Source organism: Mycobacterium sp., assembly GCF_032162605.1.
Taxonomy (GTDB): Bacteria; Actinomycetota; Actinomycetes; order Mycobacteriales; family Mycobacteriaceae; genus Mycobacterium.
This window is the reverse complement of record NZ_JAVROT010000242.1, coordinates 1-5,520: the sequence shown is the minus strand read 5'-3', so window position 1 is coordinate 5,520 and position 5,520 is coordinate 1. Positions and strand designations below refer to the sequence as shown.

Annotated in this window: 6 protein-coding genes; 2 read left to right on the top strand and 4 right to left on the bottom strand. The window is 66.9% G+C overall.

The features are described 5' to 3' along the window. On the bottom strand, nt 1–2,072 hold a 2,072-nt coding region (gene tkt, locus QOI01_RS14740), incomplete at its 3' end, for a transketolase (protein WP_526382101.1). Between the two features lie 71 nt (nt 2,073–2,143). Next, entirely contained in the window at nt 2,144–3,043 is a 900-nt protein-coding gene (locus tag QOI01_RS14735) for an NADP(+)-dependent, decarboxylating phosphogluconate dehydrogenase (RefSeq protein WP_526382103.1), read from the bottom strand. Nucleotides 3,044–3,240: 197 nt separating this feature from the next. Between QOI01_RS14735 and QOI01_RS14730 the strand changes: the two genes are divergently transcribed. Next, on the top strand, nt 3,241–3,396 hold the full coding sequence (locus tag QOI01_RS14730) for a hypothetical protein (RefSeq protein ID WP_526382099.1): 156 nt from the start codon (nt 3,241–3,243) through the stop codon (nt 3,394–3,396). 2 nt (nt 3,397–3,398) lie between these two features. Further along, complete coding sequence (locus tag QOI01_RS14725) at nt 3,399–4,091, top strand: iron-dependent transcriptional repressor DtxR (protein WP_526382097.1); 693 nt, start codon at nt 3,399–3,401, stop codon at nt 4,089–4,091. 91 nt (nt 4,092–4,182) lie between these two features. On the opposite strand, the gene hxlA is transcribed toward QOI01_RS14725, so the two are convergent. Together hxlA and hxlB are read right to left on the bottom strand one after the other, a co-directional pair. Beyond that, on the bottom strand, nt 4,183–4,812 hold the full coding sequence (hxlA, locus tag QOI01_RS14720) for a 3-hexulose-6-phosphate synthase (RefSeq protein ID WP_526382095.1): 630 nt from the start codon (nt 4,810–4,812) through the stop codon (nt 4,183–4,185). Nucleotides 4,813–4,885: 73 nt separating this feature from the next. Beyond that, entirely contained in the window at nt 4,886–5,467 is a 582-nt protein-coding gene (gene hxlB / locus QOI01_RS14715; RefSeq protein WP_526382093.1) for a 6-phospho-3-hexuloisomerase, read from the bottom strand. Nucleotides 5,468–5,520: the final 53 nt, after the last annotated feature.

Sequence of the window (5,520 nt, the reverse complement as noted above, 5' to 3'; positions counted from 1 at the left end):
CCGAACTCACGGAACAGGGTTGGTCCATCGGCGGAAGCGCCGAAGTGCTCGAGCGAGACAGCCTCGCCGGCGTCACCGAGCAGGCGATACCAGGAGATGGCCAGTCCGGCTTCCACCGAGACGCGGGCCTTGACCGTCGGCGGGAGCACGCGGTCGCGGTAGGCCTGGTCCTGTGCTTCGAACCAGTCCAGGCACGGCATCGACACCACCCGGGTGGGCACGCCGTCGGCCTCGAGCGCTTCGCGGGCGGCGACGGCGAGCTGCAGTTCGGAACCCGTGCCGATCAGCACGACCTCAGGGCTGCCGGTGGACGCTTCGACGAGCACGTAGCCGCCGCGGGAGACGCCTTCGGCGGCCTTCTCGCGGGTGCCTTCGAGGATCGGGATGTCCTGGCGGGTGAGTGCCAGCGCGACCGGTCCGGTGGTGTGTTCGACTGCCGCTCTCCAAGCCTGCGACGTCTCGTTGGCGTCTCCAGGGCGGATGACCGCGACGTTGGGGATGTTGCGCAGGGAGGCGATGTGCTCGATCGGCTGGTGCGTTGGCCCGTCTTCGCCAAGGCCGATCGAGTCGTGCGTCCACACGTAGATGGCGGGGGTCTTCATCACTGCCGCAAGCCGCACGGCCGGACGCATGTAGTCGCTGAACACCAGGAACGTGCCGCCGTAGGGTCGGGTCGGCCCATGCAGGGCGATACCGTTGAGGATCGAGCCCATCGCGTGCTCACGGATCCCGAAGTGCAGGTTTCGCCCGTACGGCTGGGCGTTCCAGTCGTTGGTGGAGATGGAGACCGGCCCGAAGGAGTCCGCGCCTTCGATCGCGGTGTTGTTGCTGCCCGCCAGGTCGGCCGACCCACCCCAGAGTTCGGGAAGGACCGGGGCGAGGGCATTGATCGCGGCACCGGACGCCTTGCGGGTGGCCACGCCCTTCGATCCTGGTTCGTAGACGGGGAGTGCGTCCGCCCAGCCGTCCGGCAGGACGCCGTCCTGCAGGCGCGAGAACAGCTCGAAGCGTTCCGGCTCCCGGATGGCCCAGGCGTAAAGCTCCTTCTGCCATTGCGCCCGGCTCTTGTCGCCGCGGTCGACGACCTGGCGCGCGTGCGCCAACACGGCGGGGTCGACGTCGAAGCTCTTGTCCGGGTCGAAGCCGAGAGCGCGCTTGACTGCGGCGACCTCGTCGGCGCCCATGGCCGCGCCGTGCACCCCACCGGTGTTCATCTTCTTCGGCGCCGGGTAGCCAATGACGGTGCGCAGCAGGATGATCGACGGACGATCGAGGACGGCCTTGGCGGCCTCGGTGGCCGCCAGGATCGCGGAGACGTCTTCGCCGCCGTCGACGACCTGCACGTGCCAGCCGTACGCTTCGTACCGGGTGGCGACGTCCTCGCTCAGCGCGATGGCGGTGTCGTCCTCGATGGAGATCTTGTTGTCGTCGTAGAACACGGTCAGATTGCCCAGCTGCTGCACGCCCGCGATCGACGACGCCTCCGACGTGACACCCTCCTCGATGTCGCCGTCCGAGGCAATCACGTAGATGTGGTGGTCGAACGGGCTCTCACCCGCGGCGGGCTCCGGGTCGAAGAGCCCACGCTCGCGGCGGGCCGCCATCGCCATGCCGACTGCGGACGCCAGCCCCTGGCCCAGCGGGCCGGTGGTCATCTCCACACCCCGGGTGTGCCCGACCTCGGGGTGACCCGGCGTCTTGGATCCCCAGGTCCGCAGCGCCTTCAGGTCGTCCAGTTCAAGGCCGTACCCGGCCAGATACAACTGGGTATACAAGGTGAGGCTGGAATGCCCACACGAGAGCACCAGGCGGTCGCGGCCGACCCAGTCGGCGTCCGACGGATCATGCCGCATGACCCGCTGGAACAGGGTGTAGGCGAGTGGGGCAAGGCTCATCGCCGTCCCGGGATGGCCGTTGCCGATCTTCTCGACCGCGTCCGCGGCGAGCACACGAGCCGTGTCGACGGCCTTGGTGTCCAGCTTCGTCCAGTCAGCGGGGTGCACCGCGTTGGTCGGCGCGTCGCTCCCATGGACTGCCGGTGCGGTTCGAATTTCGTTCGCTGTCAGTGTCATTCGTCGCTCTCTCTACTAATGGTGGTCGGATGGTGTTTCTCGATGGTGGGTTCGCTCTGCACCGTTACGGTTCAGCCGATCCCGACGGGCTCGGCGCATCGGATGGCAGGCCCGCTGAACTGGCCACGCAGCGCCGAGACGGCCTTCGTCGCCGGCGAATCGTGCTGGCCGGAGGCGAACCGCGCGAACAGTGCCGCGGAGATGACCGGTGCAGGAACGGCGTGTGCGATGGCCGCTTCGAGGGTCCACCGGCCCTCGCCAGAGTCTTCGGTGACGCCCGACGGGGACTCCAGTTCGGGGTCCCCGGACAGGGCCTGCACCAGGAGGTCGAGCAACCAGGACCGAACCACGGCGCCCTTCGACCAGGCACGCAGGACTGCAGGCACGTCCACCACGGACGCTTCTGCCGCGAGCAATTCGTAGCCCTCGGCGTAGGCCTGCATCAGCCCGGACTCGATGCCGTTGTGCACCATTTTCGCGTAGTGGCCGGTGCCGACCGGGCCAACGTGGACGAAAGAGTCCGCCCTGTCACCGTCCGGGCGCAGGGCGTCGAAGACCGGCATCAACCGGTCGATGTCGACGGCGTCACCGCCGGCCATCAACGAGTAGCCGTTCCGTCGTCCCCACACCCCGCCGGAGACGCCGCAATCGAGATAGCCGATGCCGTGTTCGGCGAGGATATGAGCATTGACCGTGTCGTCGGTGAACCGGGAGTTGCCGCCGTCGACGACGAGGTCACCCGGTGAGAGAAGGCGCGAGAGCTTCCCGATCGCCTGTCGGGTTGGGGCACCGGCGGGCACCATCACCCACACCGCTCGCGGGGTGGGAAGCGACTCGACCAACGCTACGAGGCTATCCACATCGCTGTCGGCGACGTGCGGGTCGTATCCGATCGCCGCGACTCCTCGTTCACGGAGCCGCCCGCGAATGCTCAGGCCCATCTTTCCCAGGCCGACTAATCCCAGTTCCATAGTCACCGTGCCCCTTTCGGTTTTCAGTGTCTTGCTGATTTCTATGTATACGGGGGTTTCGAGGCCGCCCCACCTAGCCGGACGGGGAGCTGTCACTAGCCGCTCGGCCGAGTGCTTTCGCGCTCGAGGCTTTCGAAACTGGTATTCACCGCATTTCTGAATGCGCCAGCGAGAGACGGGGTGCAACCGAGATGACGGTGGCTGGAGTACAAGCGATGAACCCGCTGGCAGCCGGCGCGGACCGCCTTGGAGACGAGGCGCTTACCGACGACATCTCCAGCGACTCGGGCGTCGAGAACGACTTCCCTGCACCAGGATTGGCGCGGCGGACCACCGAGACGAAGAAGGTCTGAGCGTGAAGGATCTAATCGACACCACGGAGATGTACCTCCGGACGATCTATGACTTGGAAGAAGAGGGCGTCCGCCCACTTCGAGCACGCATTGCCGAACGACTCGAGCAGAGCGGTCCGACGGTCAGCCAGACCGTTGCCCGGATGGAGCGTGACGGTCTCGTCCTGGTCGAGGGTGACCGCCGCCTGAAACTGACGGAGAAGGGCCGTGAACTCGCGGTGTCGGTGATGCGGAAGCACCGCCTCGCCGAACGACTGTTGGTCGACGTCATCGGCCTCCAGTGGGAAAAGGTTCACGCGGAGGCCTGCCGCTGGGAGCACGTCATGAGCGAGCAAGTCGAGCGGCGCCTGGTGGCGGTGCTCAACAACCCCACCACTTCGCCCTACGGCAACCCGATTCCGGGACTCGGGTTGCTGGGGTTGAACCACCCCATCGGCGACCCTGAGACACTCATCCGGCTCACGGACGTGCCACCCGGCAGGCCGACCGCGGTCATCGTCCGGCGCCTCGCGGAACACGTGCAGTCGGATCCGGCCGTCATCGGACAGTTGCGGGCGGCGGGCGTCGTTCCTGACGCTCACGTCACCGTCGAGACCAGGCCCGGTTCGGTCACCATCACGGTGTCCGGCCACAACGGGTTCGAGCTGTGCGAAGAGATGGCACATGCCGTCCAGGTCCAACAGGTGCGGGGATAGTCGTCTCGGCCGAGCACCGCTCCTCGATACCTCACCATTGACGACGAAAGTCCCCGAACACCAAGGTGTTCGGGGACCTTCGAGATTGCGACTACTTGGCGAGGGCGTCCTTGAGCGCCTTCGCCGCCGCGGCGGGGTCCTCGGCGCTATAGATCGCGCCACCGGCGACGGCGACGTCTGCGCCGGCGTCACGGACGGCGGCGATGGTGCCGACCTTGACGCCACCGGCGATCGAGAACGGGACACCGGCGAGCTTGCCGTCGTCGAGGAGGGCCTGAATGGAGTAGCCGGGCTGGGCCTGCTCGTCGAGACCGGCGTGGATCTCGACGAACGCGACACCGAGCTTGGAGACCTCACGGGCACGCTCGACGCGGTTCTCGACGCCGATCAGATCGGCGACGACCTTCTTGCCGTGCTTCACTCCTGCCTCGACGGCACCCTTGATGGTGGCATCACCGGCGACACCGAGGACGGTGACCAGGTCAGCACCCGCAGAGAAGGCGATGTCGGCCTCGAGGAAGCCGGCGTCAGCGGTCTTGAGGTCGGCGAAGACCTCCTTGTCCGGATGCGCAGCCTTGATCGCGCTGATGGCACTGAGGCCGGCGCTCTTGATCAGCGGGGTGCCGAGTTCGATGATGTCGACGTACGGGCCCACCTTGTTGGTTAGCGCCAGGGCGTCGGCGGTGGTGAGCAAATCGACCGCAACCTGCAGTTTCGTCATGTGCTTCTCCTGTCATTCCATCTATTTGGGGATTTAGCGGTGTGCTATTCGGCGGGTTTGGCGGTATGCCGGGTCAGCCGATGTTGGCGTGGCGTTCCCACAGCCGCTGGGCGCTCTGGTCTTCGTTGCTCCACAGCGCCTGGAACAGCGCGTCGAAGGCGAGGAGCACGGACTGCTCGAACAAGCTGCCTGCGTACTGACGGGTGACGGATCCGCTGTGGTCCTGCTTGTCGGCCGCCGGCAGGACCAGAACCACGTCGGCGCGCTGGGCGAGCGGCGAGTCCGCGGCCGTAGTGACAGCGAGCACCGAGGCGCCCACCTTCATTGCCGTGTCCGCCGCGCCGACGACCGAGCCGGTGGTACCCGATCCCGACACGGCGATCAGCAGATCTCCTGCGCCGATCGCGGGGGCGGTGACCTCGCCGGCTACGTGGACGCGGAGCCCGAGGTGCATCAGCCGCATCGCAGCCATCTGGGTGGCCAGGCCGCTGCGTCCGTTGCCGATCACGAACACCGCCCGCGCGGCGGTGATGAGCGAGCCAGCGCGGTCCCACTGTTCTGCCGCAACGGAGTTGAGCAGTCGCTCGTTCTCGTCGAGCACGATGCGGCGCCCGTCACTGAACCGTGTGTGTGTTTGCTGGACGGTGACGGTCATGGTCCTCCTCGGTGTTAGCCCGTTGTGTTCTGTCCCAAGAATGCCGATCCCGG

Excerpts from the sequence above, each read along its gene's own strand:
- QOI01_RS14735 (WP_526382103.1), bottom strand. The coding sequence starts at position 3,043 with ATGGAACTGGGATTAGTCGGCCTGGGAAAGATGGGCCTGAGCATTCGC.
- hxlB (WP_526382093.1), bottom strand. The coding sequence starts at position 5,467 with ATGACCGTCACCGTCCAGCAAACACACACACGGTTCAGTGACGGGCGC.
- hxlA (WP_526382095.1), bottom strand. The coding sequence starts at position 4,812 with ATGACGAAACTGCAGGTTGCGGTCGATTTGCTCACCACCGCCGACGCC.